This is a genomic window from Caballeronia sp. GAWG1-1 (assembly GCF_023631465.1).
In the GTDB taxonomy this organism is placed as follows: Bacteria; Pseudomonadota; Gammaproteobacteria; order Burkholderiales; family Burkholderiaceae; genus Caballeronia.
Genome location: NZ_JALQDB010000016.1, coordinates 56109 through 81936 on the forward strand (window position 1 = coordinate 56109; position 25828 = coordinate 81936).

26 protein-coding genes are annotated in these 25828 nt (G+C 61.8%); 18 read left to right on the forward strand and 8 right to left on the reverse strand.

Annotation, left to right across the window (positions count from 1 at the left end; translation table 11 throughout):
* Positions 1–38 precede the first annotated feature (38 nt).
* A complete protein-coding gene (locus NCT03_RS10590) occupies positions 39–1187 on the reverse strand; it encodes a GNAT family N-acetyltransferase (protein WP_250465347.1) in 1149 nt (382 codons plus the stop codon).
* 129 nt (positions 1188–1316) lie between these two features.
* Here NCT03_RS10590 and NCT03_RS10595 point away from each other — a divergent pair, with 129 nt between their 5' ends.
* On the forward strand, positions 1317–1646 hold the full coding sequence (locus tag NCT03_RS10595; RefSeq protein ID WP_250492633.1) for a GIY-YIG nuclease family protein: 330 nt from the start codon (positions 1317–1319) through the stop codon (positions 1644–1646).
* A 75-nt stretch (positions 1647–1721) separates the two neighbouring features.
* Here NCT03_RS10595 and ppa read toward each other — a convergent pair whose 3' ends face one another.
* Complete coding sequence (gene ppa, locus NCT03_RS10600; RefSeq protein WP_244825962.1) at positions 1722–2249, reverse strand: inorganic diphosphatase; 528 nt, start codon at positions 2247–2249, stop codon at positions 1722–1724.
* A gap of 333 nt (positions 2250–2582) precedes the next feature.
* Between ppa and NCT03_RS10605 the strand changes: the two genes are divergently transcribed.
* The 7 genes from NCT03_RS10605 (at position 2583) to NCT03_RS10635 (ending at position 10925) form a co-directional block, all read left to right on the forward strand.
* The gene (locus tag NCT03_RS10605; RefSeq protein WP_244825964.1) at positions 2583–3899 is read left to right on the forward strand and encodes an MFS transporter; all 1317 of its coding nucleotides are present in this window, start codon (positions 2583–2585) and stop codon (positions 3897–3899) included.
* A gap of 286 nt (positions 3900–4185) precedes the next feature.
* The gene (gene urtA, locus NCT03_RS10610) at positions 4186–5493 is read left to right on the forward strand and encodes an urea ABC transporter substrate-binding protein (RefSeq protein ID WP_244825971.1); all 1308 of its coding nucleotides are present in this window, start codon (positions 4186–4188) and stop codon (positions 5491–5493) included.
* A gap of 66 nt (positions 5494–5559) precedes the next feature.
* Entirely contained in the window at positions 5560–7176 is a 1617-nt protein-coding gene (gene urtB, locus NCT03_RS10615) for an urea ABC transporter permease subunit UrtB (RefSeq protein ID WP_250492634.1), read from the forward strand.
* A 4-nt stretch (positions 7177–7180) separates the two neighbouring features.
* Positions 7181–8377 carry an urea ABC transporter permease subunit UrtC gene (gene urtC, locus NCT03_RS10620; RefSeq protein WP_250465351.1) on the forward strand — a complete coding sequence of 399 codons (1197 nt, stop codon included), beginning with the start codon at positions 7181–7183 and terminating at the stop codon, positions 8375–8377.
* Positions 8378–8445: 68 nt separating this feature from the next.
* The gene (gene urtD, locus NCT03_RS10625) at positions 8446–9249 is read left to right on the forward strand and encodes an urea ABC transporter ATP-binding protein UrtD (protein WP_244828098.1); all 804 of its coding nucleotides are present in this window, start codon (positions 8446–8448) and stop codon (positions 9247–9249) included.
* Positions 9250–9293: 44 nt separating this feature from the next.
* A complete protein-coding gene (gene urtE / locus NCT03_RS10630; protein ID WP_250465353.1) occupies positions 9294–9986 on the forward strand; it encodes an urea ABC transporter ATP-binding subunit UrtE in 693 nt (230 codons plus the stop codon).
* A gap of 60 nt (positions 9987–10046) precedes the next feature.
* On the forward strand, positions 10047–10925 hold the full coding sequence (locus tag NCT03_RS10635) for an urease accessory protein UreD (protein ID WP_250465354.1): 879 nt from the start codon (positions 10047–10049) through the stop codon (positions 10923–10925).
* Between the two features lie 33 nt (positions 10926–10958).
* Here NCT03_RS10635 and NCT03_RS10640 read toward each other — a convergent pair whose 3' ends face one another.
* The 3 genes from NCT03_RS10640 to NCT03_RS10650 all read right to left on the reverse strand — a co-directional run bounded on the left by NCT03_RS10640 (position 10959) and on the right by NCT03_RS10650 (position 14877).
* Entirely contained in the window at positions 10959–12413 is a 1455-nt protein-coding gene (locus tag NCT03_RS10640; RefSeq protein ID WP_250492635.1) for a c-type cytochrome, read from the reverse strand.
* A gap of 14 nt (positions 12414–12427) precedes the next feature.
* Positions 12428–14041: a GMC family oxidoreductase gene (locus NCT03_RS10645; protein ID WP_250465357.1), complete on the reverse strand. Its 1614-nt coding sequence runs from the start codon at positions 14039–14041 to the stop codon at positions 12428–12430.
* Positions 14042–14151: 110 nt separating this feature from the next.
* Entirely contained in the window at positions 14152–14877 is a 726-nt protein-coding gene (locus tag NCT03_RS10650) for a sugar dehydrogenase complex small subunit (protein WP_350030007.1), read from the reverse strand.
* Positions 14878–15290: 413 nt separating this feature from the next.
* Here NCT03_RS10650 and NCT03_RS10655 point away from each other — a divergent pair, with 413 nt between their 5' ends.
* The 10 genes from NCT03_RS10655 (at position 15291) to ureG (ending at position 22593) form a co-directional block, all read left to right on the forward strand.
* On the forward strand, positions 15291–16094 hold the full coding sequence (locus tag NCT03_RS10655) for a transporter substrate-binding domain-containing protein (protein ID WP_250465359.1): 804 nt from the start codon (positions 15291–15293) through the stop codon (positions 16092–16094).
* 18 nt (positions 16095–16112) lie between these two features.
* The gene (locus NCT03_RS10660) at positions 16113–16790 is read left to right on the forward strand and encodes an amino acid ABC transporter permease (RefSeq protein ID WP_244825988.1); all 678 of its coding nucleotides are present in this window, start codon (positions 16113–16115) and stop codon (positions 16788–16790) included.
* Positions 16787–17437: an amino acid ABC transporter permease gene (locus tag NCT03_RS10665; RefSeq protein ID WP_244825990.1), complete on the forward strand. Its 651-nt coding sequence runs from the start codon at positions 16787–16789 to the stop codon at positions 17435–17437. The genes NCT03_RS10660 and NCT03_RS10665 overlap by 4 nt, the downstream gene beginning before the upstream one ends.
* On the forward strand, positions 17424–18143 hold the full coding sequence (locus NCT03_RS10670) for an amino acid ABC transporter ATP-binding protein (protein WP_244825991.1): 720 nt from the start codon (positions 17424–17426) through the stop codon (positions 18141–18143). Before NCT03_RS10665 ends, NCT03_RS10670 begins: the two co-directional genes overlap by 14 nt.
* Positions 18144–18244: 101 nt before the next feature.
* Positions 18245–18547, forward strand: a complete 303-nt coding sequence (gene ureA / locus NCT03_RS10675) for an urease subunit gamma (RefSeq protein ID WP_244825992.1) — start codon at positions 18245–18247, stop codon at positions 18545–18547.
* A 4-nt stretch (positions 18548–18551) separates the two neighbouring features.
* The gene (locus NCT03_RS10680; RefSeq protein WP_244825994.1) at positions 18552–18857 is read left to right on the forward strand and encodes an urease subunit beta; all 306 of its coding nucleotides are present in this window, start codon (positions 18552–18554) and stop codon (positions 18855–18857) included.
* Between the two features lie 16 nt (positions 18858–18873).
* Positions 18874–20580 (forward strand): urease subunit alpha, encoded by a 1707-nt coding sequence (gene ureC, locus NCT03_RS10685; RefSeq protein WP_250465361.1) that lies wholly within the window; start codon positions 18874–18876, stop codon positions 20578–20580.
* An 8-nt stretch (positions 20581–20588) separates the two neighbouring features.
* Positions 20589–21233, forward strand: coding sequence for an urease accessory protein UreE (gene ureE, locus NCT03_RS10690; protein WP_250465362.1), 645 nt, complete (start codon positions 20589–20591; stop codon positions 21231–21233).
* Positions 21233–21913 (forward strand): urease accessory protein UreF, encoded by a 681-nt coding sequence (locus NCT03_RS10695; RefSeq protein ID WP_250465363.1) that lies wholly within the window; start codon positions 21233–21235, stop codon positions 21911–21913. The genes ureE and NCT03_RS10695 overlap by 1 nt, the downstream gene beginning before the upstream one ends.
* Positions 21914–21945: 32 nt before the next feature.
* A complete protein-coding gene (gene ureG, locus NCT03_RS10700) occupies positions 21946–22593 on the forward strand; it encodes an urease accessory protein UreG (protein ID WP_250465365.1) in 648 nt (215 codons plus the stop codon).
* Between the two features lie 15 nt (positions 22594–22608).
* On the opposite strand, the gene NCT03_RS10705 is transcribed toward ureG, so the two are convergent.
* From NCT03_RS10705 to NCT03_RS10715, 3 genes are all read right to left on the reverse strand, one after another.
* Entirely contained in the window at positions 22609–23670 is a 1062-nt protein-coding gene (locus NCT03_RS10705; protein WP_250492677.1) for a DMT family transporter, read from the reverse strand.
* Between the two features lie 90 nt (positions 23671–23760).
* Positions 23761–24423, reverse strand: a complete 663-nt coding sequence (locus NCT03_RS10710) for a hypothetical protein (RefSeq protein ID WP_250465368.1) — start codon at positions 24421–24423, stop codon at positions 23761–23763.
* A 1-nt stretch (position 24424) separates the two neighbouring features.
* Entirely contained in the window at positions 24425–25801 is a 1377-nt protein-coding gene (locus NCT03_RS10715) for an AAA family ATPase (protein ID WP_250465369.1), read from the reverse strand.
* Positions 25802–25828 lie beyond the last annotated feature (27 nt).

The following is a 25828-nucleotide window of genomic DNA, read 5'->3' on the forward strand; positions in this document are numbered from 1 at the left end:
TGCGTATCCTTTGGATACTCGTCATCATGCCGCACGCTTCAATCCGTCGCCATCTTCCTGAATGGCGTATGCGCTTCGAGTTCCTCGATATGCTGCGTCATCGCGGCGATTTCTTCATCGAGAAACTCGCTGATCGCATGAGCAAAGCGCTGGTCGGCGATCCAGTGCGCGGACCATGTCGGCGTGGGTAACATGCCGCGCGACATCTTGTGCACGCCCTGCGCGCCGCCTTCGAAGCGCGCCAGCCCGTGCTCGATGCAATACGCGATGCCCTGCATGTAGCAGGTTTCGAAATGCAGCCCCGAAACGAACTCGCGCGTGCCCCAGTAGCGGCCATACATGGTGTCGCCGCCGATCATGTTGAGCGCGCAGGCGAGCCGCTCGCCGTCCGCTTCGGCGATGACGAGCAGCATGTTGTCGGGCGCATCGGCGTGAATTTGACCGAAGAACTCGCGCGTCAGATACGGCGCGTTCCAGTGCTCCTTGTACGTGTTCTCGTAGCAGCCATAGAAGAAGTCGAGCGCGCTTTTGTCGATCTGACGGCCGCGTAGCCACTTGTAAGTCACGCCCGCTTCGGTCACGCGGCGGCGATCCTGCTTCACCTTCTTGCGCTTGTCGTGGCTCATGGTGGCGAGAAACGCGTCGAAGTGCTCGTAGCCCGCGCCCGGCAGATTCTCCCAATGAAACTGCACGCCTTCTCTCAACATGTAGCCCGCGTCCTTCAGCGCCTCGATGTCCTGTGCATGCGGAAACAGCACGTGCAGCGACGAGATGTCGAGTTGCCGCGTGAGCTCGATCGCACCGCGCGCGAGCAGCACGCGATCTGCGTGTTCGGCCGCGATGAGACGCGGACCCGTCACCGGCGAGAACGGCACGGCCGAGAGCGCCTTGGGGTAATAGCGCACGCCGTGGCGTTCGAAGGCATCGGCCCAGGCGTGGTCGAAGACATATTCGCCGCGCGAGTGCGACTTGAGATAAAGCGGCATGGCGCCGGCGAAGACGCCGTTGCGTTTCAGAATGAGGTGATGCGCCCGCCAGCCGGTGCGCTTGACCGCGCAATGCGTGTCCTGCAACGCCGACAGGAAGCCGTGACTGACGAAGGGATTCGCGCCCGCGAGGCGGTTCCACTCCTCGGGCGAAATGTCCTCTAGCGTGTCGACTACCTGGATTTCGACTTCGCGATTCAACGGAAGACCTCGAATGATGAGTTTTGCCCTTGCGGGCATGAAGGGCTATTCTCGCGCAAGTTTTAATTCGTCGTTTAGTCGGGCGTGGCCGCTCTCGAAGGTTGCGCCGATTCGGCGATAATCCCGGCCATGCCCTGGTTCCTCTATCTCATCGAATGCGCCGATGGCAGCCTGTACACGGGCATCGCCACGGATGTAGAAGCGCGCTTCGTCGCGCATGCCGCTGGCAAGGGCGCGCGCTATACCCGCGCGCGCAAGCCGCTGCGCGTCGTGGCGTCGTTCGAACTGCAGGGAAGATCGGAGGCGTTGCGCGCCGAATATTGGGTGAAGCAGCTCACCGCGCGGCAAAAGCGCGCGTTGATCGCGGGCGAGCGCACGCTCGATTCCGTGCTGCCGCCGCCCGCTGTCGCCGTCGTGGAGGACAACCTGGACGAAGCCCACGACGCGCCCGCAAATTGAAACGGCCGCGCATCGAGCGCGGCCGTGCGGACCACTCGCATCGCGTCTACGCAACGCGACGCGCGAAAGCCAGGCTTACTTCTTGAAGTTAGCCGCGCCTTCCGAGATTTCCTTGTGCGCGGCTTCGATGCCGTCCCAGCCTTCGACCTTCACCCACTTGCCCTTCTCCAGCGCCTTGTATTGTTCGAAGAAATGCTTGATCTGGTCTTTGAGGTACTCGGGCACGTCGTCGATCGACTTGAGATTTGCCGTCATCGGGCAGATCTTGTCGTGTGCAACGGCGATCAGCTTCGCATCGACGCCGGATTCGTCGGTCATCTTCAGCATGCCGAGCGCGCGCGAGCGGACCACCGAGCCTGCGAGCAGCGGGAACGGCGTGATGACCAGCACGTCGACCGGGTCGCCGTCGCCCGACAGCGTCTGCGGGATGAAGCCGTAATTCGCCGGATAGCGCATGCCGGTGCCGATGAAGCGGTCGACGACGAGCAGGCCCATGTCCTTGTCCGCTTCGTATTTCACCGGATCGCTCTGCGCGGGAATCTCGATGATGACGTTGAAGTCCTGCGGAAGATCCTTGCCGGAAGGTACGTTGTTGAAGCTCATGAGCGCTCTCTGATGAAGTTGAGTTCGGAAATCTGTCAGCGCCGCGCGCGCGAGGCATTCTTTTCGGCGCGGTGGCCGCGTTTCGGCGCATTCGCGCGGTCGCGCGAGGCGGCGTGGATGCAGCGAAGTGCAACCCGGGCATTATAGCCAAACGCGCCTGCGCGCCCTTTCGCTTGCCTTGGCGGGATGATCGCCGGACGTTGCACGCCACACGTTCATCCGTGTTTTCCCCGATCCGAAACCCTCGCCTCGGCTTGCCGCCTGGCAGCTAGAATCCTTACGCGTCTGTAATCATCGAACGAACCCGAACGCGCAAGAGAAAGAGGAGACGACATGGCCCGCACCGCCGATTCAGTGCAAAGCCCCGCCACGGGCACGCCTTCCGCATTCGAGGAAGCAACCTACAAGAAGGTCGCATGGCGGCTCTCGCCGCTTCTGCTCATTTGTTATGTGGTCGCGTATCTCGACCGCGTGAACGTCGGCTTCGCCAAGTTGCAGATGGCCGCCGATTTGAACCTCTCCGATGCCGTCTATGGCTTCGGCGCGGGCATTTTCTTTTTCGGCTATTTCATCTTCGAGATACCGAGCAACGTGATTCTTCATCGCGTCGGCGCGCGCGTGTGGATCGCGCGGATCATGATCTCGTGGGGCGTCATTTCCGCGCTCACCATGTTCATCACCACGCCGACCATGTTTTACGTCATGCGCTTTCTGCTGGGCGTGGCCGAAGCGGGCTTCTTTCCCGGCATCATTCTTTATTTGACGTACTGGTTTCCGGCGCAACGGCGCGGGCGCATGACGACGCTGTTCATGACGGCGATCGCGCTGTCGGGGTTGATCGGCGGGCCGGTGTCGGGCTGGATCATGAAGCGTTTCGATGGCACGAACGACTGGCATGGCTGGCAGTGGCTGCTATTGCTGGAAGGCATTCCGTCGATCGTCGTCGGACTCGTCGTGTTCTTCAAACTCGACGACCGCATCTCGAAAGCGAAGTGGCTCACGGCCGACGAGCGAGCGTTGCTCGAACGCAATATCGCCGCCGATAACGTCGAGAAAGAGGACATGCCCATCGGCAAGATTCTGTCGAGCCCGAAAGTCTGGCTGATGAGCCTGATCTACTTTTCCTTCGTGATGGGTCTTTATGGCGTGAGCTTCTGGCTGCCGACGATCATCAAGGCCACCGGCGTCTCCGATGCGCTCACGGTCGGCCTCCTCTCCGCGATTCCCTACGGCGCGGCGGTGATCGGCATGCTGCTGGTCGCGCGCAGCGCGGACAAGCGCGGCGAGCGGCGCTGGCATATCGCCATTCCGGCGTTCATCGGCGCATTGGGGCTGGTGCTCTCGGTCGTGTGGTCGGCGAACACGCCGCTTGCCATGCTCGGACTCACGCTTGCGACCATGGGCATTCTCACGACCTTGCCGTTGTTCTGGAGTCTGCCGACTGCGTTCCTCGCGGGCACGGGCGCGGCCGCCGGCATCGCGATGATCAATTCGCTCGGCAATCTCGCGGGCTTTCTGAGCCCGTATCTCGTGGGATGGCTCAAGCAAGCCACGGCATCGAACGCAAGCGGCATGTATATGCTGGCCGGCTGTCTGATCGTGGGGGCACTGCTCGTGCTGAGCGTGCCTGCGCGAATGGTCAATCGGTGAATCGAAGGAGAGCCGCCGTGGAAACGAGGCGGCGGCTTTATCCGCACACCAATCCGTCTGAAGCACCCGCGCACCACGACGACGCACACCTCGCCACTATGCACCAAAAGCAACCGCGCTAGACGCCTCCGTCACGCTGTAATTCCTTCCCGAAAACTCCGCAAACCCATAGCCATCGGTCAAAAGCCCCCGATTGGCATAGCACTTGCAGAACCCCCTTGCTGGTAGCGGGCGTCGACGCTCACACCACGTCAAGCAAATACACATCGGCAAGGGGAACACACAAATGAAACGACGCAGTCTGCTGAAGTTCGGCTCCATGTCGGGCGCGCTCGCCCTCGCAGGTCAGCTTCCGATCACCAAGGCGCAAGCCGCCGATACGGGTCCGATCAAAGTCGGCATCCTGCATTCGCTGTCGGGCACCATGGCCATCTCCGAGACGTCGCTCAAAGACACGGCGCTCATGACCATTGCCGATATCAACAAGAGCGGCGGCGTGAACGGCCGCCAGCTCGAACCGGTGGTCGTGGACCCGGCATCCAACTGGCCGCTCTTCGCCGAAAAAGCCCGTCAGCTTCTGACGCAGGACAAGGTCGCCGTCGTGTTCGGCTGCTGGACGTCCGTGTCGCGCAAGTCGGTGCTGCCGGTCTTCGAGGAACTCAACGGCCTGCTCTTCTACCCCGTGCAGTACGAAGGCGAAGAGATGTCGCGCAACGTGTTCTACACGGGCGCGGCGCCGAACCAGCAAGCGATTCCCGCCGTCGAATATCTGATGGGCGCGGAAGGCGGCAGTGCCAAGCGCTTCTTCCTGCTCGGCACGGACTATGTGTATCCGCGCACGACCAACAAGATCCTGCGCGCCTTCCTTCATTCGAAAGGAGTCAAGGATGAGGACATTCAAGAGGTCTACACACCGTTCGGACATAGCGACTATCAAACCATCGTCGCGAACATCAAGACCTTTTCCCAAGGGGGAAAGACAACTGTCGTCTCTACGATCAACGGCGACTCGAACGTACCGTTCTACAAGGAACTCGGCAATCAAGGCCTGAAGGCGACGGACGTGCCCGTGGTCGCGTTCTCGGTCGGTGAAGAAGAATTGCGCGGTATCGATACGAAGCCGCTCGTCGGCCACCTCGCCGCATGGAACTACTTCATGTCGGTGAAGAACCCGAACAACACGAAGTTCGAGAAGGAGTTCTTCGCGTACGCCAAGGCGCAGAATCTGCCGGGCGGCGACAAGCGCGTGACCAACGATCCGATGGAAGCGACCTTCGTCGGCATCCACATGTGGAAGCAGGCGGTCGAGAAAGCAAAGAGCGCCGATGTGGACAAGGTGCGCGTCGCGATGATCGGCCAGAGCTTCGCCGCGCCCTCGGGCTTCACCTTGACGATGGATGGCAACCACCATCTGCACAAGCCCGTGATGATCGGCGAAATTCGCGGCGACGGTCAGTTCAACGTCGTGTGGAAGACGAAGACCGCCATCCGCGCGCAGCCGTGGAGTCCGTATATCGCCGGCAATCAGGGCAAGCCGGACGTGGTCAGCTCGATTCCCTCGTTCCTGCGCCGCGCGCGCACGCGCACGGCCTGACGTATCGAGTCGAGGAAAGGGCCGCGCGTGTCATCGCGCGCGGCCATCACCATCAGAAAGGCCACCATGACCGGTTCGTTCGCCCGCCTCTTCCCGCGTATGCTGCTTGCGCTTTTCATCGCGCTCGCGCCGTTCTCCGCGCATGCGCTCACCAGCGACGATCTCGCGCCGCTTGCCGCCGACGACTTCGAGGCGAAGTCCGCGGCCATCGACAAGCTGATCGCCAACGCGGATGCGCCTTCGGTCGCCGTGCTCTCCGCGCTCGCGGACGGCTCGCTCGTCGCGACCGACAATGGCCACGTTTATCTGCAGACCGACGACGGCAACAAGGACCCGCTTACCGGCAAGGTCGTCGAAGCGCCCGACGCGCAGGCGATCACGCTCAACAACATCCTGCGCACGAAAGTGAACGGCGCATTGTCGGGCTTGCAGCTCGCTTCGCCGGATATCGCCAAGCGTCGCGATGCTGTGGCCGCGCTCCTGAAGAATCCCGATCCGTCGATGAAGCCGCTGATCGACCGCGCGCGCGCCGGCGAAACCGATCCCGAGCTCAAGAAGCGTCTCGACACGCTCTGGGCGATGACCGCCCTGCACGACGCCGACGTCGTCAAGCGACTGGACGCGGTCAAGCTCGTCGCCGCGCGGCACGATCTCGACATGTACGAATTGCTGCGTCCGCTCGTCGCGAAGAAAGCGGACGGCACCTTCAACGAACCCGACGACCGCGTGCGGGCCGCGGCGCAAGCGGGCATCGAAGACCTCGATTCGATTCAGCATCGCGGCGAAATCTTCGGCACGCTGTTCGCGGGCCTTTCGCTCGGCAGCGTGCTGTTGCTCGCGGCGCTCGGTCTTGCCATCACGTACGGTCTGATCGGCGTCATCAACATGGCGCACGGCGAGTTTTTGATGATCGGCGCCTACGCGACATATGTCGTGCAGAACCTCGTGCAGCATTACGCGCCTGCCGCGTTCAGCTGGTATCCGCTCTTTGCCGTACCCGCGTCGTTTGCCGCGGCGGCGCTCGTCGGCATCGTGCTGGAGCGCCTCGTATTGAAGCATCTCTATGGACGTCCGCTCGAAACGCTGCTGACGACCTTCGGTATCAGCCTCATCCTCATTCAGGCGACGCGCACGCTCTTCGGTGCGCAGAACGTGCAGGTGACCAATCCTTCGTGGATGAGCGGCGGGATTGCCGTCATGCCGAATCTGATCCTGCCGTATAACCGGCTCACCATTCTCGCCTTCTCGCTCGCCGTCGTGGCGATTGCATGGGGCGTGCTCACGCGCACGCGGCTCGGGCTTTTCGTGCGCGCTGTCACGCAGAACCGCCGCATGGCCGCGTGCGTCGGCGTGAAGACTTCGCGTGTCGATTCGTATGCATTCGCGTTCGGCGCGGGCATCGCGGGACTCGGCGGCTGCGCGCTTTCGCAGATCGGCAACGTGGGACCGGATCTCGGGCAGAGCTACATCATCGATTCCTTCATGGCCGTGGTGCTCGGCGGCGTCGGTCAACTTGCAGGCACGGTGATCGGCGGCTTCGGACTCGGTCTCGTCAACAAGGCGATCGAGCCGTTCTGGGGCGCGGTGCTCGCGAAGATCGCGGTGCTCGTGCTGATCGTGCTGTTCATTCAGAAGCGTCCTCAAGGCATGTTCGCCCTGAAGGGCCGCAGCGCGGAGGCCTGATCCCATGACTGCCTCGACCAATCTCTCGGCCAATCTCGACGTCGCGCCGCAACCCGACGAGAACGCCGCCCGCGCGGGCTTCGCGCTCGGCCTGCCGCCGCGCGCCGCGCTCTTGCCGCGCAACGGCTGGATCGCGCTGATCGCGCTCATCATCGCGATGGGCATCGTCGTGCCGGTCTCCGCGCTCGTGCTGCCGGAAACGAGCACGTTCCATCTGTCCGCGTATGCGATGACGCTCATCGGCAAGCTGATGTGCTATGCCATCGGCGCGCTCGCGCTCGATCTCGTGTGGGGCTACTGCGGCATTCTGAGCCTGGGTCACGCGCTGTTCTTCGCGCTCGGCGGCTACGCAATGGGCATGTACCTGATGCGCTCGATCGGTCGCGAAGGCACGTATCAGAGCGACCTGCCCGACTTCATGGTGTTTCTCGACTGGCACAAGCTGCCGTGGTTTTGGGAAGGCACGGAGCATCTCTGGTATGCGCTTTTGCTCGTCGTCCTCGTGCCAGGCGTGCTCGCGTGGGTGTTCGGCTTCTTCACGTTCCGTTCGCGCGTGAAGGGCGTGTATCTGTCGATCATCACGCAAGCCATGACCTTCGCCGCGATGCTGCTCTTCTATCGCAATGAAACGGGCTTCGGCGGCAATAACGGCTTCACCGATTTCAAGCGCATCGCGGGCTTTCCGATCACGCATCCGGGCACACGCACCGGCCTCTTTCTCATCACGTTCGCGGTGCTGGTGCTCGCGTTTCTCGCGGCGCGCTGGATCGTCACCTCGAAGCTCGGACGTGTGGTGACCGGCGTGCGCGACGGCGAGACGCGGCTCATGTTCCTGGGCTACAGCCCGCTCGCATACAAGCTCTTCATCTGGACCGTGTCGGCGGTGCTGTGCGGCATTGCCGGCGCGCTCTATGTGCCGCAAGTCGGCATCATCAATCCGAGTGAGATGTCGCCCGCCAACTCCATTGAAATGGCGATCTGGGTTGCGGTAGGCGGACGCGGAACGCTCATCGGCCCGATCATCGGCGCGTTCGCCGTGAATGGCGCGAAGAGCTTCTTCACCGCTTATTTCGCGGAATACTGGCTGTTCTTTCTCGGCCTCATCTTCACGCTCGTGCCGCTGCTTCTGCCGAACGGCATCATGGGACTCATCGACATGGCGCGCCGCAAGAAGGCTCACGCAGGAGACGCCGCAGAATGACCGCACATAACGCACTGATCGTCGATCTGCCGCCGTTGCCGCAATCGGAGGAATCGAACGAACGCAACATGAACGGCATCACCGGGCTCGGCCATGTGCTCGCGCCCGGCGAGATCGACGTATCGCACGGCACCATTCTCTACCTCGAAGACGTGACCAAGAGCTTCGACGGTTTTCGGGCGCTCAACAAACTGACCTTGTCGATCGACGTGGGCGAACTGCGCTGCGTCATCGGCCCGAACGGCGCGGGCAAGACCACGATGATGGATGTCGTCACCGGCAAGACGCGTCCCGATACGGGCAAGGTCTTTCTCGGACAGACTCTCGACCTCACGCGAATGTCGGAGCCGGTGATTGCGCGTACTGGAATCGGCCGGAAGTTTCAGAAGCCCACGGTGTTCGAGAATCATCCCGTGTGGGAGAACCTCGAACTCGCGATGAAAACGGACAAGCGCTGGTTCGCGTCGCTGCGTTCGCGGCTCGACCGCGCGGCGCAGGCACGTATCGAAGAGACGCTGGAGCTGATTCGCCTTCATCATCAGGCCACGCGGCTCGCGGGCGAGTTGTCGCACGGGCAAAAGCAGCGGCTCGAGATCGGCATGTTGCTGATGCAGCAGCCTGCCCTCTTGCTGCTCGACGAACCCGCTGCCGGCATGACCGATCACGAGACCATGGAACTTGCCGAGCTGCTCAACAAACTGCGCGGCTCCTGTTCGATGATGGTCGTCGAACACGACATGGAGTTCGTCGCCGCGCTCGCGGGCGCCGATGGCAAGGTCACGGTCATGGCCGAAGGCAGCGTGCTCGCCGAGGGCACGCTAGAAGACGTTCAGCGCGATGAAGCGGTGATCGAGTCCTACCTCGGACGCTGATCTCACCGCCCGCACAGATCACCAGAGCGAAGCCCAAGGCACCCATGCTAGAAGTCGAATCCCTGAATCAGTACTACGGCGGCAGCCACATTCTTCGCGATGTGAAGATGACCGTCCCCGATGGCAAGCTGACCGTGCTGCTCGGCCGCAACGGCGTCGGCAAGACGACGCTCCTGCGCTGTTTGATGGGCGTCGTGCCGACGCGCAGCGGCACCATCACCTGGCGCGACAAGAAGATTTCGTCGATGCCCACGCATGCGCGCGTGACGAATGGCCTTGCCTATGTTCCGCAAGGCCGGGACATCTTCGGCCGCCTCACCGTGGAAGAGAACCTGCTGGTCGGCGCGGCGAGCCGCAAGTCGCCATCGAAGATTCCCGATCACATCTATCAGCTCTTTCCGGTGCTGAAGGACATGAAAAACCGGCGCGGCGGCGACCTTTCGGGCGGTCAGCAACAGCAACTGGCTATCGGCCGCGCGCTGATGAGCGAACCGCAGCTGCTGATTCTCGACGAACCGACCGAAGGCATCCAGCCGTCCATCATTCGCGACATCGGCAGGACGCTGCGCCAACTCGTCGATGAAATGGGCATGACGGTCTTGCTCGTCGAACAGTACTACGACTTCGCGCGCGAACTCGCCGACCGCTACTGGGTGATGAGCCGCGGCGAGATCATCGCGGGCGGCGCGGGCTCCGAGATGGATGAACAAGGTGTGCGAGAGTTGATCGCCGTCTGAATTTTCGGCTTAACATGGCGGCTCACCTCGTCTGCTCAGTTCACTAGTCACTGCTCGCTCATGCATCATGAATCGCACGCGGCGCTCGCTGCCGCGCAAATCGACGCCGATCCAAACGTCTGGCGCGGCCGGCTCGAACTCGGTTTCGAGCAGAAGCATGGGCGCACGGTCTTTTCGCATCGCAAACACGAAGGGCCGCTCAGGCTGCAACGTCCGCTCTATCCGGAAGACGGCATCTGCCACGCGGTGATCGTGCATCCGCCGGGCGGCGTCGCGGGAGGCGACCGGCTCTCCATCGACGTGAAGCTCGGCGAAGACACGCATGCCGTCGTCACGACGCCCGGTTCGACCAAGTGGTACAAGGCCAACGGCAAGCTCGCGACGCAGCGTATCGATATTGCGCTCGCCGCGCATGCGAAGCTCGACTGGCTGCCGCAGAACAACATCGTGTTCGAATCGTCGAACGTGAAGCTCGACTTCAGTCTGACGCTCGGCGAAGGCGCGAGCGCCATCGGCTGGGACGCAATGCTGCTTGGCCGCGCGGCGGCGGGCGAGCGCTGGACGCATGGACATATCGAAGCGGTATCGCGCATTGCGCATGCCGATGACAAGCCGCTCTGGTTCGAACGCAGCCTGCTCGATGCGACCGATCCTCTTTGCGATGCGGCGCAAGGACTCGCGCGCTTTCCCGCTTACGGCACGCTATGGGCGATAGGCCCGGCTTGCGACGATGCGCTCGCCGAAGCCCTCACCGCCGAACTGCCCTTCGACGATACGTTGCGCGCGGCTGCATCGTGCATTACGCCTGGCGTGTTGATCGTGCGCGCCATCAGCCACTCGATGGAGCCGCTGCAACGCACGATGACCGAATGCTGGTTGCGGCTGCGGCCTCTCGTGCATGGCGTGAAGGCGCAGCCGTTGCGGCTATGGACGACGTGAGGACGCAAGCGGCCGCTTCGTTGAAACACTGACTTAGCGCACTCGACGCCGAGCTCTTACGATCAGCACGACGGCAAACAGCGCGGCGAGAATCAATACGCCAAGCCCGATACGCGCAGCGCTCGCCATGGGCGAGACCGGACCACCGGCACGCAACGTCGCCACATCCTGCGCCGTCACCTGCACATTGTGGCGCCCGAACTGCTGCATCAGATAGCTCGATAACGTGGCGATCTGCGTATCGGACAGCCGGTCTGCAAAGGCGGGCATGTCGACGCTATCAGACGCGCGGTTTGCGGACTCCGGATGCGACACGCCCTGCAGAATCGACATCACGACATTGTTCGGCTGGCCGTTGCGAAACACAGAGTTATGCGACAACGGCGGCAGCGCGCCATCGGCCGTCCCTTGACCGCTCGCCTGATGGCAACTCGCGCAATTCGAATCGTAGAGTTGCGGGCCGTTCAACCGTTCGGGGTCGGCGGGCCACGGCGTCTGACGCACAGCATCCGGATCTTCGATAAGGCCGGACGACACGTCGAGCGCGAGCGTATCGGCGTCGTCGTGGACGGCGGGAACCGTCTTCAGGTACGTGGCGATCGCTCCGAGGTCCGCATCGGTCAGATACTGCAGGCTGTGATTCACGGCCTCCGCCATCGGGCCGGCTGCCTGCGCCTTGCCCCGCACGACGCCCGTTTTCAGGTACGCGACGATGTCCTGCTCGCTCCATCCGCCGATACCGCTCGTCGTGTCGGACGTGATATTGGGCGCGTACCACGCGCCGACCGCACCGCCCGCCAAGCCACGCGAGGTCTGCTCCGCCATCAGCAGATTGCGTGGCGTATGACAGACGCTGCAATGCGCAAGGCCTTCGACGAGATAAGCGCCGCGATTCCACTCCACGCTCTTTTGCGGGTCGGGCTTGAAGCGATCCTTGTCGACGAAGAGCAGATTCCACGGAATGAGCGATGCCCGAATGCTGAACGGGAACGGCAGATCGGTGTGCGGCACGGCGCTATCCACAGCGGGCACGGCCTTCATGAAGTACGTGTAAAGCGCGTGTACGTCGGGATCGGTGAGCTTCGCGAACGAGGTGTACGGCATCGCCGGATAAAGCTGTGCGCCGTCGGCACGCTTGCCGGCGCGCAGGGCATCGGCGAACTGCGCCTCGGTGTAGGAACCGATACCGTGCGTCTTCGATGCCGTGATGTTGGTCGACCAGATGGTGCCCATGGGAGAGGCAATCGCCAGTCCGCCCGCGAACGGCTTGCCGCCGGTCGCCGTGTGACAGGCCACGCAATCGCCCGCGCGCGCGAGATACTCGCCACGCTGAATCAACGCGGATTCATCGACGGCGGCTTCCGCGTGAGCGCTCGCCGGCATCCACCCGATGGCAAGCGAGGCGACAGCCACGCCAGCCGCCATTGCACGCTTGATGAAACTTCCGATGACGAACGCATGGCGTTCGACTGCGCTTGTTCGCGACATGATGTGTTCGTGCTTCATCGCGCTTCCTTCACGATGTGATCGACAGTGCGCAGCGCGAGCGCGGCACCCGTGAGCGTCGAGTTGACGGTGGCGGCAGTCGGCATGACGCCGGTACTCGCGAGGAAGAGGTTTTCGTGATCGTGCGTGCGGCCCCAGCCGTCGCACACGGAATCGCCCGGGTCCGCGCCCATCGAGAGCGTGCCGGTGATGTGCTGATTGTTGCTGTAGACGCCATCGGGACTGTGACGCAGGTTGGTGCCGCCCATGAGGTCGGCGACCTTCAGGTAGAAGGCTTTCGACGCCTGCATGCCCTTCTCGACGTAATCGCTCATGCGATATTCGACCGCCGGACGCGGCAGCCCGAGCGCGTCTTTCTGGTCGCTGAGATAAATTCTGTTGCGCCGGTCGGGCAAGATTTCGAGCACGTTCTTCAGGCTGACCTGATGCGCCGCGCGCTCGCGCAATTGCTTCTCGAGTTCCGGACCATAGACACCCTTGCCAATCAGGTCCTGCGTAATGGACAACACCTGCGACGAATTGCCGATGTCGACGCGAAACGCCGCGTGTTCACTGCGGAACGCGCCATCGCGCATCAACTGAATCGACGACGGGCTCATCGGCCCGCGACCGGCCCAGACCTCGTCTTGCGCGTCGAAGGTCAACGAGTTGCTCGGATGATCCATCAGGTTCTGGCCCAAGGTGCCCGAACTGTTCGCGAGACCATTCTTGAACTTGTCGCTTGCCGACATCAGCAAGAGGCGCGGACTTTCAACGCCGTTCGCCGCCAGAATGAAGGTCTTCGCCGTCACTCGAACCGATGCCTTCTCGGGCGTGTAGTAATGCACGGCGACGATCTTGCCGCTGGCATCGTGCTCGATCTTGTAGACCACCGCGTTCGGCAGCAGCTTCACGCCCGAGGCTTCGGCGGCATCGGCTGCAAGGCCACCGTGATATTGCGCATCGATCGGGCAAATCGGCATGCAGTTGTTGTTGCCGCAGCAGGCTGGCCGGCCATCGTATGTGCGGCTGTTGCGTGCAGTCGTGTTCGTGATCACCGCGATGCCCGCCGGTGCAAGCCGCTCGCGAAAGCGCTGCTCCAGATACGATTCGGTCACGGGTTGCATCGGGAACGGCTTGCTGCGCGGCGAACCGTTGTCGGGTGCGCCGGAGACGCCCATCTTCACTTCCGCTTCGAAATAGAACGGCTCCAGGTCTTCGTAGGCAATCGGCCAGTCGCGGCCCACGCCATACAGCGTCTTCAGACGCATGTCGTTGGGCAGGACGCGCCAAGCCTGCGCCGCCCAGTGCCACGTCGTGCCGCCCACGGCGCGGATATATTCCGGCTCGTACGGATACGGACCGTTCTGCACGATGTAGTTGTTCTTGGTCGGCTTGTAGACCGGATGCGGCGACCACGACGAGAACGGATACGGCGACATGAAGTCGTTCTTGCGAGGCGAGTTGCGAAAGCCCGCCACGATCTGTTCGCGCGTGATGCGTGGACCCGACTCGAGGATCAAGACGGATGCGCCGTGCTGCGCCATTTTTTGCGCGGCAAGCGACCCGATGATTCCCGAACCGATCACGACGACATCGGCGCTGTTCGGCACGTTGGTTTGAGAGGACATGTTCGAGGCAATGAAAAGTGCCGGCGCGCGTGCGCTGCGGGCCGGGGCATGGATGGGAAACGTTTGGAGTATGTTTGGCGCCGGAAAACCGGCAGTGCGGGTTCTGCTGGCTATACGCGCGCGGCAGCGGGAGCCACGAGCGGCGGCAGGCTCACCGTGCGGGGATCGACTCGCCAAGCGCCATAACCGCCGTAGGCATAACTCGGCGGACGCAGGCGGTCTTCGACGACGCGGTTCATCAGGCTGGTCGTGTAGGTGATGGCGCGCGCACGTTCGCCATCGCCGACCACGCCGACATACCAGGCCGTCACGATACGACGCGGCAAGGAGGCATAAGAAGCCTTGGCCGCATCCAGGTCCGCTTGCAGATGCAGCGGGTCGGGCTTGTTTGCCGTGAGATACGCCGCCAGTTGCTGGCACGCGGCGCCGAAGCCGGCATCGTCGTCGAGCAGCGCTTGCAGGAGTCGCGATGTCTGCGTCGGGTCGAGCGAGCGCTCGCCGATCAGATAGCGCGAGACATCGGCGAATGCACGAGTGGTCGCGGCGTCCGCACCCGAGCTTGCGCCCGCGGCAAAGACGGGACGCATGAACGTGACCGCGGGAACCAGGGTCAAAGAGGCGACGACACCACCGACGATCAACCTGCGCAACGGGTTTGGCGTATCGGGAAAGAGCGAGGCGGAAGTGTGCGGGAAGGATACGACGCTAGAGTCGTGCAGCGACTCCAGGCGTTTTTTATCGGCAGACATAGAGGTCAAACATGAGGCTTCGTTGAGCGGACACATGGCCGGCATTCGGCCTGTGGCGATACATTGAACGAGGCGCTTTGCGGCCATGACAGGCGAAGCTTCAAGCGCGGGTCGGCACGTTCGACGGGTGGCTCATTTTGCCAGACAGGTACTTACGATTAGTGCATCGAGGCGTCGGCACGACGTAAATTCACATTTTCAGCAAGCGGACACGTCCGAGTTTACGATCCAGCCGCACGAGTCATTTCGCGCGACTTTCACCGGGATGGCATGGCAGTGGAAACGAATCCGCATGTCGTTCAATAAGACAGTGCCGCCGCCCGAACTTTGCGCACCAAGAACAGGCACCCGCGCGCCCCGCGATTGTGCAAGCGCATACGGCCGCCGCGCCGGATCCTCCTGCCCACAAGCCGTGGGCCGCAATGGCATGACTTTCGCTTGAGACAACCTTCAGAAGCCGCGCTCTCCAACGCGGTCGATTCAAGAACGAAGGATCTTCGATGCACATCAAGCTTGCTCTCGCCCGCCGCCGCACGGCGCTCGCCGCGCTTCTCGCCGCCCCGCTCCTCGCACTGACACCGCTCGCCGCTCTTGCCGATGCGCTCGACAACATCGCGAAGAGCGGCACGCTGCGCGTTGCGGTGCCCGAGGACTATCCGCCTTTCGGTTTCGTGGGCGCCGACATGAAGCCGCAAGGCTACGACGTCGATACCGCCGCGCTGCTCGCCAAGGCGTTGAACGTGAAGCTCGAACTCGTGCCGGTGAACAGCGCGAACCGCATCCCTTATCTCACCACCAACAAGGTCGATCTCGTGATCTCGTCGCTCGGCAAGACGCCGGAGCGCGAGAAGGTCCTCGATTTTTCCGCGCCTTATGCGCCGTACTACCAGGGCGTGTTCGGCCCCGCCGACATCAAGGTGACCGGTCCCGCCGATCTCACCGGCAAGACCGTCGGCGCCACGCGCGGCGCGCTGGAAGAAATCGCGCTCTCGCAGATGGCGCCCAACGCCACCATCAAGCGCTTCGAGGACAACAACGCCACCATCTCCGCATTCCTCTCGGGTCAGGTGCAGTTGATCGCCGCGGGCAACATCGTGGCTGCCGCGATCATCGCGAAGAATCCGCCGCGCCGTCCGGAACCGAAGTTCGTCATCAAGGACTCGCCGTGCTTCGTCGGCCTGAACAAGAACGAGCCGAAGCTGCTCGCGAAGGTCAACGACGCCATCGCGCAGGCGAAGAAGGACGGCACGCTCGGCGCGATGTCGAAGAAATGGTTCGGCCAGCCGCTGCCCGCAAGCCTCTGATCGAGGACTGCCCAAGCGATGGCCTATGAACTCCAATTCGGCGATCTCACGAACTATGCGGGCATGTTCGCGAGCGGCGCGGCGACGACGCTTGCGCTCACGGCCGTCTCGACGGTGCTCGGCGTAACCGTCGGCGTGCTCGGCGCGGCCGGTCGCAACAGCACGCGGGCGTGGTTGCGCGCATCCGTCGGCGGCTATGTCGAAGCCATCCGCAACACGCCGTTCATCGTGCAACTGTTCTTCGTGTTCTTCGGCTTGCCGGCGCTCGGCATCCACTTGAGCGAATACGTCGCCGCGATTCTCGCGATGACCCTCAATCTCGGCGCGTACAGCATCGAGATCATTCGGTCGGGGATTGCCGCCGTGCCGAAGGGTCATCACGAAGCGGCCGCTTCGCTTGCCATGTCGCGCGGCGAGATCTTTCGTCACGTCGTGCTGCCGCAAGCAATCGCCAAGGTGTTCCCGGCGCTCACGAGTCAGATCGTCATCACCATGCTCGGCTCGGCGGTGGTGTCGCAAATCTCCGTGCCGGATTTGACCTACGCGGCGAGCTATATCCAGTCGCGCAACTTCCGCGCGTTCGAGACGTGCTTCCTGATCACGGCGGCTTATCTCGCGCTCGCGCTGATACTGCGCGCGGCGTTGAACGCGGCAGGCAAGCGCTTTTTCGTCAACAGCCGGAGTCCCGCGCGATGATCGAATTCACTTTCGCTCAGATCGTCGAGAACCTGTTGCTGGCCGCGCGCTGGACTATCGTGCTGTCGATCGTCTCGTTCGTGCTCGGCGGTGTCGTCGGCTTCGCGCTGCTCGTGATGCGCGTGTCGAAGTCGGAGTTTTTGCGCACCATCGTGAAGGGCTACATCCAGATTTTCCAGGGCACGCCCTTGCTGATGCAGCTTTTTCTCGTGTTCTTCGGCTTGCCGCTGATTGGTGTGGAAGTCTCGCCGTGGCTCGCGGCGACCGTGGGTCTCACGTTCTTCACGAGCGCCTATCTCGCAGAGATCTGGCGCGGCGCGGTGGAAGCCGTGCCGAAAGGTCAGTGGGAAGCGTCGTCCAGCCTGGCGATGAACTACTTCGAGCAATTGCGTCATGTGATCCTGCCGCAGGCGCTGCGTATCGCCATTGGACCGACGGTCGGCTTCGCGGTGCAGGCGGTGAAGGATACGGCGCTCGTTTCGATCATCGGCTTCACCGAACTCACGAAAGCCGGCACGATGATCTCGAACGCGACGTTCCGGCCGTTTCTCGTGTACGGCCTCGTTGCGATCATCTACTTCGTGCTTTGCTATCCGCTCACGCGCTATGCGCGGACGCTCGAAAGGAAATGGAATGCCGCTCGTTGAAACCCGCAATCTGCAAAAACAGTTCGGCTCGAATCAGGTTCTGAAGGGCATCGACTTTTCGGTCGAGCAAGGGCAAGTCGTGGCCATCATCGGGCGAAGCGGCTCGGGCAAGAGCACGCTCTTGCGGACCTTGAACGGACTGGAAAGTATCGACGAAGGTTCGATCGAGATCGATGGCGAACATATCGATGCGCGCCGCGCCGACCTCCGCGCGTTGCGTCTGAAAGTCGGCATGGTGTTTCAGCAGTACAACCTCTTTCCGCATCTGACGGCGGGACAAAACGTGATGCTCGCGCAGACGGTCGTCAAAAAGATCCACAAGGCGAAGGCGCGCGCCACGGCCCATAGCGTGCTCGAACGCGTGGGACTCGGCGACAAGTTCGACGCCTATCCCGAGCAGCTATCCGGAGGACAACAGCAGCGCGTGGCCATTGCACGCGCGCTTGCCATGAAGCCGACCGTGCTGCTGTGCGACGAAATCACCTCGGCGCTCGACCCCGAACTCGTCGGCGAAGTGCTGGCGGTCGTCGAAAGCCTGGCTCGCGACGGGATGACGCTCATCATGGTCACGCATGAGATGCGCTTCGCGCGCAAGGTTTCCGACAAGGTCGTCTTCATGCACCAGGGGCGAGTCTGGGAATCGGGCGCGCCCGAAGAGATTTTCGAGCGGCCTTCGACGGTGGAGCTGCAAAGGTTCATTCAGTGAGGCTCGTTTGCCGCGATGCATGGGCTCGATTCCCCATTCCACCCTTGAACCAGTGCTAGCATAGATCACCCGCCCCCAAGCGAAGTCAACGTCCCTGACCGATGAAACTCACCCCTCGCGAAAAAGACAAACTGCTGATTTTCACCGCGGCGCTCTTAGCCGAACGCCGCCGCGCTCGCGGCCTCAAGCTGAACTATCCGGAAGCCATCGCCTTCATTTCGGCGGCGCTCATGGAAGCGGCGCGCGACGGTCAGACCGTCGCCGAGGTCATGCATTACGGCACCACGCTGCTAAGCCGTGACGACGTCATGGAAGGCGTGCCCGAAATGATCCCCGACATCCAGATCGAAGCCACCTTCCCCGATGGCACGAAGCTGGTCACGGTCCACCATCCGATCCCTTAAGCACATGATTCCCGGCGAATACTTTATCGACGACGGCGAGCACGAACTCAACGTGGGCCGCGAAACCGTTACGGTCACCGTCGCGAATCACGGCGACCGCCCCGTGCAGGTCGGCTCGCACTATCACTTCTACGAAGTCAACACGGCACTCAAGTTCGAACGGGCGAAGGCGCGCGGCTTTCGTCTCAACATCGCGGCCGGCACCGCCGTGCGCTTCGAACCGGGACAGGAGCGCACCGTCGAACTCGTCGCGCTCGCGGGCGATCGCCATGTCTATGGCTTCAATGGCCTCGTGATGGGCCCTCTCTGACCAGGATACCTACGATATGACGTTACGCATCGGCCGCCGCGCTTACGCGGAAATGTTCGGCCCGACCACCGGCGACCGTGTGCGCCTCGCCGACACCGACCTCATCATCGAAGTCGAACGCGACTTCACCACGTACGGCGAGGAAGTGAAGTTCGGCGGCGGCAAGGTCATTCGCGACGGCATGGGCCAGTCGCAGCGCCCATCCGCCGAAGTGGTCGATACCGTCGTCACCAACGCGCTGATCCTCGATCACTGGGGCATCGTGAAAGCCGACATCGGCATCAAGGGCGGACGCGTCTTCGCTATCGGCAAGGCGGGCAATCCCGACATTCAGCCGAACGTGAACATCGCGATCGGCGCGGCCACCGAAGTCATTGCGGGCGAAGGCATGATCGTGACCGCGGGCGGCATCGACTCGCATATCCACTTCATCAGCCCGCAGCAGATCGACGAAGCGCTCGCAAGCGGCGTGACCACCATGCTTGGTGGCGGCACCGGTCCCGCGACCGGCACCAACGCCACGACCTGCACGCCGGGCCCGTGGCATCTCGAACGCATGCTGCAAGCCGCCGATGGTTGGCCGGTCAACCTGGGCTTTCTCGGCAAGGGCAACACGAGCTTGGCGGAACCGCTCGTCGAACAGATCAAGGCGGGCGCGATCGGCCTCAAGCTGCACGAAGACTGGGGCACGACGCCTGCGGCTATCGACAACTGCCTTTCCGTCGCCGACGACACCGACACGCAAGTCGCCATCCACACGGACACGCTGAACGAAGCCGGCTTCGTCGAAACCACCGTCGCCGCGTTCAAGGGCCGCACGATTCATACGTATCACACCGAAGGCGCGGGCGGCGGTCACGCACCCGACATCATCAAGGTGTGCGGCGAGTCCAACGTGCTGCCCTCTTCCACCAATCCCACGCGCCCTTACACCATCAACACGCTCGACGAGCATCTCGACATGCTGATGGTGTGCCATCACCTCGACCCGTCGATTGCGGAAGACATTGCATTCGCCGAATCGCGCATTCGGCGCGAGACCATTGCCGCCGAGGATATCCTCCACGATCTGGGCGCGCTTTCCATGCTTTCGTCGGATTCGCAGGCTATGGGCCGTGTCGGCGAAGTGATCATTCGCACCTGGCAGACGGCGCACAAGATGAAGGTGCAACGCGGCGCGCTGCCCGAGGACACCGGACGCAACGACAACTTCCGCGCGAAGCGTTATGTCGCGAAGTACACGATCAACCCGGCGATCACACATGGCATCGCGCATGAAGTGGGCTCCATCGAGCCGGGCAAGTGGGCCGACCTCGTCTTCTGGGAACCGGCGTTCTTCGGCGTGAAGCCCGCGATGATCGTCAAGGGCGGGATGATCGCGGTGGCGCAGATGGGCGATCCGAACGCATCGATTCCTACGCCGCAGCCGGTGCATTATCGCGAGATGTTCGCCACGCGCGGCGGCGCGCTCGGCAAGACGTCGCTGACGTTCGTCTCGCAGATGGCGGCGGAAGCGCGCATTGCGGATCGCTACGGTTTGAAGAAGCAGGTCGTCGCCGTGAAAAACTGCCGCAAGGTGACGAAGGCCGACATGATTCACAATGCATGGCAACCGTCCATCAGCGTCGATCCGCAGACCTATCAGGTGATCGCCGACGGACAACTGCTCACTTGCGACCCCGCCACCGTTCTGCCGATGGCGCAACGCTACTTCCTGTTCTGACGCACGCCATGCGCACTATCGATAAACGCCTTACCGCCAAGCTCGCACCTGTACTCGTCAAACGCGCGCCCACGCTCACGCTCGCCTTCGATGCGCGCTGCAAGAGCCGCCTTGCCGCCACGCTGGACCACGGCGAGGAAGTCGCGCTCGTGATGCCGCGCGGCACCGTGCTCGCGGACGGCGACATGCTCGTCGCGGACGATGGCGGTTTCGTGCGCGTGGTGGCCGCGCCGGAGGACGTGCTGATCGTGCGGGCGCCGAGCGTGCGTCTCTTGACACGCGCGGCTTATCACCTTGGCAACCGGCATACGCCGGTCGAAGTCGGCGCGGAGTATTTGAAGCTCGAAGCCGATCCGGTGCTCGAAGACATGCTCAGGCGTCTCGGTTGTATCGTCGGGCATGAGTCGCAGCCGTTTCAGCCTGAGACCGGCGCTTATGGCGGCGGGCACAAGCACGGCCACGATGAAACCTTCGGCGAGGACTATGCGCTCGCGCAGAAGGTTTATAGCGAGCATCACGGGCATTCGCACGACCATGACCACGAACACGAGCACAAGCACGCTCACGATGCCCATGATCACGATCACTCCCAATGCGGCCACGATCACTCGCATGATCATGGCCACGACCACAAGCACAAGCACGATCACTGATGCAAACCGCTGAACTCACCGCGCTGCTGCATCTGGCGTCGCCTGCGCTGCCTATCGGCGCGTTCAGCTATTCGCAAGGACTCGAAGCGGCCATCGAACACGGTTTCATCCACGATGCCGACAGTGCCCGCGACTGGATTGCAAGCGGGCTCGTCAACGTGCTCGCACGCGGCGAACTGCCGTTTCTCGCGCATCAGCTGCAACGCTGGCACGCGCACGACGAAGCCGCCTTGACCGCGGCGAACGACGAATACATCGCGAGCCGCGAGTCGTCGGAGTTGCGCCGCGAGACCGAGCAAATGGGCTGGTCGCTTGCGCAGTTGTGCGCGTCGCTCGAATGGGGCGATGCCGCGCGCCGCGCCACGCTTGCCGCGATCAAGCCGATTGCGCAACCGACGGCGTTTGCCTTTGCCGCCTTCGCGCACGATGCCGCGCCCGACGCGATGCTCGCCGCCTACGCGTTCAGTTGGGTCGAGAATCAGGCGGCCGCGGCGCTCAAGGCCGTGCCGCTCGGGCAACTTGCGGGGCAGCGCATCATCGTGGCGTTACGCGCGCCGATAGACGACGCCGTGCGCCGCGCGCTGGCGACATCGCCGAACCAGGTCAATACTTTCGCGCCGCAACTCGGCATTTTGTCGGCGCGGCACGAGTCGCAATATTCGCGGCTTTTCCGCTCCTGATCGCAGAAACCGAAGCACTTCAAACAACGCCCATGAACGCCCCTGCTTATTCTTCCGCCGCCCGTCGAACCAAGAAGCTGCCGCCGTTGCGCGTTGGCGTAGGCGGGCCGGTCGGCTCCGGCAAGACCACGCTGCTCGAAATGCTCTGCAAGGCGATGCGCGAGAATTACGATCTCGTCGCCATCACCAATGACATCTACACGAAGGAAGATCAGCGCCTCCTGACCGTTGCGGGCGCGCTGCCCGCCGAGCGCATCATGGGCGTGGAGACGGGCGGTTGCCCACACACGGCCATTCGCGAGGATGCGTCGATCAACCTCGAAGCCGTCGATCGCATGGTGTCGCGCTTTCCGGATGCGGACATCGTCTTCATCGAATCGGGCGGCGACAATCTCGCGGCGACCTTCAGCCCCGAGCTGTCGGACCTGACCATCTATGTGATCGATGTCGCGGGCGGCGAGAAGATCCCGCGTAAAGGCGGACCGGGCATCACGAAGTCGGATCTGCTCGTCATCAATAAAACGGATCTCGCGCCTTATGTCGGCGCGAATCTCAACGTGATGGCAAGCGACGCAAAGAAGATGCGCGGTGAACGTCCGTTCGTGATGTGCAACCTCAAGGCGCTCGATGGCGTGGATACGGTGATCGGCTTCATCGAGAAGAAGGGCTTGCTGGTTTAGGCGCTTCGAGCGCCGTCAATGACGGTGCCGATGATGAATATCCGGAAAATGTGCATGCGTGTGCGTGATCGGCAGATGCCGATGCTCATGCACATGCGGCTCGACGCCATCCCATTCGAAATCGTGTTCATGCCGATGATGCTCGTCATGTCGATGCCGGTGCGTATGCGCGAGCGGCTCGTGCGTGTGGGCATGTTCGTGACGTTCCCGCAAATGTAGCCATACGCCGAGCGTCATTAGCGCGGCGGCGCACCAGAAGAGCATCGAGGGCGATTCCGGCCATAGAAGCAGCGAGAGCGCGACGCCGAAAACCGGCGCAACCGAAAAATACGCGCCGGTGCGCGCCGTGCCCAGATTGCGCAGCGCGACCACGAAGAGAACGAGGCTCACACCGTATCCGGCAAATCCCGCAAGCATGGCCATGAGCATATGCGACGCATCGGGAAGCCGCGCGCCGAGCATGCAGGCGATGCCGAGATTGACCGTCCCCGCGACGAGCCCTTTCACGCACGCGATGACGAAGGCATCGTTCGTCGATACCTTGCGCGTCAGATTGTTGTCGATGGCCCAGCAAAAGCACGCGCCCGCGACCAACAGTGCACCGGACGTCATGCCGCCCGCGCCCGGCTGCCACGAAAGCACCGCGCCTCCGGCGACGATCGCGACCATGCCGAGGAACACCTGAAGGTCGACGTTTTCCCGAAAGACGACCCACGCGATGACGGCGGTGAACACGCCTTCGAGATTCAACAGCAGCGAACTGGTCGCGGCAGGCGTGGCGGCGAGTCCCAACATGAGCAGCGCGGGGCCCGCGACGCCGCCGGCCGCGATGGCGCCGACGAGCCAAAGCGTTTCGTTTCGCGGGATGCGGATGTCGCCACGCTCGACGCGTGTGGCGGAAAGCGTCTGCCGCACGACCAACACGATGGCAAGCCCGATGCCGCTGCCGAGATAGAACAATCCGGCAACCATGAAGGGTGCAAGCGTGCCCAGGAGCGCCTTGGCTATGGGTGTGGTCGCGCCGAATAACGCGGCGGCGAGCAAGGCGGTGAAGGCGGCGTTCGGGCGAGTGGTCATCGCTTCGATTTGCAGGTTGGAGCTTGCTTGTCCTATCGCATCATTCATGTCCGGGACGGCTCGCAAACGCCGCTCAACCTCGGACAAACGTCAGGTGACGATTTCGTCACTAATGCCTGGCAGAGAATCGACGAATATACGAAGACTTTCGTTGTGCCGGCAGCACAGTTCTCTCTTTTCCTTCTTCCGCATAGGCTTCGCAAGCCTCCGATAGTATGCGGCAGTTTTCTCGAATTTCTCTTCCTGCGCCGCCAGAGCCTTCCGAAGTCTGTCTTCACACGTCAGTGTCGCCGTAAAGTCGGCCTTGTTGATGGCGTGAAGCGGTAGAAGCCAGCATTCGAGCGAATGCACGCATATGGCGAATGCAATGCGCTTCTCATACTTCAGAAACTCTTCGACTCCTACCCTAGCAATCAGAGTTGCCCGCACGTCGAATATCAATCTCGCGATGGGCTTCTCTGCTCCGTCGACGAAGCGAGACACTGCAAAATGTTCATGCTCGCAAACGTCGGTATCAATCTGGATGACTAAGAAATCGTTCGTCGCGAAAATTTCGTCGAGCACACCACGGCGCTCCAGAAACGAAAACACATTTTCCCATCCGCCGAAGCTTCCTTGCCGATCTTTATCCGTTGCATCCAGTTCCGGCTGAATGGAGTTGAAAACCAAATCTCCGCCATAAAAGCCGTCCAACAAATATTCAAGGAAGCGCTGATCTGTCGCGCCTTCACAAACAAGGGCAATTTTCTTCATCTTAGAACGAACTTGAAATCCCACCGATCAACCCGCGCATGAAGGCTTCCGACATCTTGAGGTTAGGAAGATTTTCGAAATTCCTGGGCTTCAGCACGCGATCGACCATGGTCTTACCGTCGAGGTTTCTCCTAACCACGAAAAGACGTTGTTCGTCGTCGTCGAGGTTAAGGCCATCTAAAACAGCCGGGTTGTGAGTGGTGAATATGACCTGCTTCTGATTCTTCTTTGCCAGTTCCACCAACTCGCGCATCATGCTGCGACAAAGGCCCGGATTCAATGAAGCATCGATATTGTCGATAGCGAAAAACGGCGGAGTCAAATCGCTCGCAAACAAAAGAAAATAAAACAGCAGGAAGAAGAACCCCTCGTTCGCGCTGGAATACTCAAAGAAGCGTTCGGACTCGTCGACGAAGAAGTCGCGAATCTCCAGCGCCTCATCCTTGCTCTCGTTGGCAAGGCGAAGTCCGTCAAACCAGCCTAAGACGCGCAGCGATGAATCGAGCGATTCCAGAATTTCTTGAGCGCGCAGCATTGCATCGGGGTCGATTCCCTGACCTCCCTTGGCTTGATGAACATAGTACGCAAATAGGCGCGAAACGCCTTCGCCGCTTATTCCCAGAGGCTCTATTTGTCCCTCGCGCCGCGCAGTTCTCAGCGCTGAATTTTCTGGTGAGTAGGTGATGAAGCCGCTAAGATATTTGTGGGTCTTGTCGTGTATTACCGACATAAGCAGAGCTTCAGGCGAGTCTTCGTTGGATGATCTTGCCGATGCATTTAGACCTTTCTTTCCCTGCTCCAATTCCTTACCTAAAACTTCAACGAAGGCGCTGACGACTTTCAGCGTATCAGTTAGTTCACGCGGACTATGAGCGCTGACATTGACGGATTGCAGATATGCCGCTATTTTTCCGCCCTGTTCGGCCACGAACTCCACCTGATCCCCCGGCTGACTCAACGTCCATTTCGAATACGGCTCATTGTCGTTGACCATTGCGAACGACACGTTCTCGTCTTCATTAGAGGACACCGTAACCTTGATCGCCGAGAGAGGATCGACGCCCGCAAATGCCGGCCGCATATCTGCTGGTCTGACGACTCTTATTCCACGCGACACGAGGAATTCGTTATCGAGCTTGCGTGCAGCCGCTGCGCCGGCCAAAGCGATCGCTTCCAGAATGTTGCTTTTCCCCGCACCGTTCTCACCAATAAGAACGTTTACTCGTCCCAGTTCAAGGGGCAAGCTAGTGATTGATTTGTAGTTCTCGATACGAATGGTGGCTATCACTTTGCGGCGCAGTAGTAATGAATTTTGATCGGTCTGGTCCAGCGACGCAGGGTCAGATAAGCATACCATCGTAGATTGCGGGCGATGCAAGTCTCAAGAATGGTCTTCTGGACGACT